This is a genomic window from Sulfitobacter sp. HI0040 (assembly GCF_001634885.1).
In the GTDB taxonomy this organism is placed as follows: Bacteria; Pseudomonadota; Alphaproteobacteria; order Rhodobacterales; family Rhodobacteraceae; genus Sulfitobacter.
Map to the genome: position 1 here is coordinate 1 of NZ_LWEX01000156.1, position 2,599 is coordinate 2,599.

The window sequence follows — 2,599 nt, forward strand, 5'->3', positions numbered from 1 at the left end:
TCGGCGGGGGCGGGCGTATGCATCTGCATATGAGACGTTTCATCACACTCGCGGACGCGCGCGATCTGCCGTTCTGGCGCCGCCCGGTGGCGCTGCTGTTCCTGATGGCGCTGGCGATGCCGATTGCCTTCAACACGTGGTCCGCGCTGCTGAACAACTTCGTCATCGAGGCCGCGAACTTCGACGGCTCGGACATCGGGTTGCTGCATACGGTACGCGAGATCCCCGGCTTTTTCGCCGTGGGTGTCATCGCCATCATCCTCTTCATGCGCGAACAGGTGCTGGGGCTGGTCTCGCTGATCCTCTTGGGGGCGGCGACGGCGGTGACGGCGTGGTTCCCCTCCCTCGGCGGGATACTGACCGTGACGATGCTCAGCTCCATCGGGTTTCACTATTACGAGACTGTGAACCAGTCGCTGCAGTTGCAATGGCTGAAAATCGAGGATGCGCCGCGGATGATCGGCTGGCTGATGGCCGCGGGGTCGCTGGCGACGCTGGTGGCCTACCTCGCGATCATGGCGCTGTGGGAGACGCTCGATCTGAGCTACAACATTGTCTACCTCATCGGGGGTGGCGTGACCGTGGCAATCGCGCTTTTCGCGCTTGTCGCCTATCCGCAGTTCGAGGCGCCGCATCCACAGGTCAAGAAGATGGTGCTGCGGCGGCGATACTGGCTTTACTACGCGCTTCAGTTCATGTCGGGGGCGCGGCGGCAGATCTTCGTCGTCTTCGCGGGCTTCATGATGGTCGAACGCTTCGGCTTCGAGGTACATGAGATCACGCTGCTGTATCTGGTGAACCTTGTGGCGAACATGATCTTCGCGCCGCTGATGGGACGCGCGGTGGGGTATTTCGGCGAACGCCGGGCACTGGGGTTTGAATACATCGGGCTGGTGGCGGTCTTTCTTGCCTATGGCGGGGTCTATTACCTCGGTTGGGGGGTTGCGGTGGCGGCCACGCTCTATGTGCTCGATCATATGTTCTTTGCGCTGGCGCTGGCGCTGAAGACCTATTTCCAGAAGATCGCCGATCCGGGCGACATCGCGCCCACCGCCGCCGTGGCCTTTACCATCAACCATATCGCCGCCGTCTTCCTGCCGGTGCTGCTGGGTCTGCTCTGGCTCGTCTCGCCCGCGGCGGTCTTTCTGCTGGCGGCGGGGATGGCGGCGATTTCGCTGGGTCTGGCGCTGCTGATCCCGCGCCATCCGCGCCCGGGGCATGAAACGATCTTTGCCGGGGCGCTGCCTGCGCCCGCGGAATAGCGCATGGAGCCGGGCCGCTTCCTGTCGGGCTCCACCATGGGTCACGTGGTGCGGATGACGGCGACGGGGGCGACGGGGATCACCTTTGTCTTTCTGGTGGATGCCGCGAACCTTCTGTGGATATCGCAGCTTGGCGATGCACGGCTGGTGGCGGCCATCGGCTTTGCCTATGCGATCCAGTTCTTTTCCGTCTCCATCGGGGTGGGGCTGATGATCGCGTCAACCGCGCTGATATCGCGCAGCATCGGTTCGGGGCACCGGGCGCTGGGGCGCGAACAGGCGGGGGCGGCGCTCGTGTTTTCGGTGCTGCTGCTGGCCGGTGTGGCGGCCGCTGTCGTGACATGGCGTCAAGAACTGGTGGCATGGGCCGGGGCGGAGGGGGAAACCGCGCGGCTCGCGGCGCGCTATCTGGGCATCACCATCCCCTCCATCGTGATGATGGCGGTGGCGCTCGTCTGTTCGGGCACGTTGCGGGCGGAAGGCTACGGCGCCAAGGCCATGTATATCACCATGCTGTCGGGACTGGTTCTGCTGGTTCTCGATCCGATCACCATTCTGTGGCTGGGCTGGGGGCTGGACGGGGCGGCGATCAACCTCGTGCTGTTCCGGGTCAGCTTGATGGCGCTGGGGCTCTACTTTGCGGTACACCAAACTGGGCTCGTGGCGATGCCGAGTGGTGCGATCCTGCGCCGGGTGGCGCGGCCCTTTCTCTGGGTGGCTCTGCCGGCCATCGCCACGCAGATGTCGACGCCCGTGGGGAATTATCTGCTGACCGCGGTCATGGCGCAGCATGGCGATGACGCGGTGGCGGCATGGGCCGTGGTGGGGCGGCTGACGGTCGTGATCTTCGGCGGGATTTTCGCGCTCTCCGGGGCCATCGGCGGGATCTTCGGCCAGAACTACGGGGCCGGGCAGATGGACCGGGTGCGGGGCACCTACCGGGACGCGCTGATTTTCGTGCTGGGCTATACGTTGGTGGCCTGGGCCCTGCTGCTGGCGGTGACGCCGCAGGTGATCGCGCTGTTCGGGCTGAGCGGGGAGGGCGGCGCGGTGCTGCGCGCCTTTACCTTCGTGGGGGTGGGGGCCTTTGTCTTCGTGGGCGGGCTTTTCGTCAGCAACGCGGCCTTCAACAACCTCGGGCGGCCCGGGTGGTCCACATTGGTGAACTGGATCAAGGACGGCGCGTTGAGCTGGCCTGCGGCGGTGATGCTGGGGGCGCTCTTCGGCGCGCCGGGGGTCATCTACGGGAAGGCGCTGGCGGGGGCCGTCGCCGGGCTGGTGGCGGCGGTCTGGGGCTGGGTCTTCGTCCAGCGGCTGGGGGTCACGCTTGCCCCTGT

2 protein-coding genes are annotated in these 2,599 nt (G+C 65.7%); both read left to right on the plus strand.

Annotation, left to right across the window (positions count from 1 at the left end; translation table 11 throughout):
* Window positions 1-29: 29 nt before the first annotated feature.
* Window positions 30-1,262, plus strand: a complete 1,233-nt coding sequence (locus tag A3728_RS10655) for an MFS transporter (RefSeq protein ID WP_067923266.1) — start codon at window positions 30-32, stop codon at window positions 1,260-1,262.
* Window positions 1,263-1,265: 3 nt separating this feature from the next.
* On the plus strand, window positions 1,266-2,599 hold a 1,334-nt coding region (locus A3728_RS10660; RefSeq protein WP_067923263.1), incomplete at its 3' end, for an MATE family efflux transporter.

Excerpts from the sequence above, each read along its gene's own strand:
- A3728_RS10655 (WP_067923266.1), top strand. The coding sequence starts at position 30 with ATGAGACGTTTCATCACACTCGCGGACGCGCGCGATCTGCCGTTCTGG.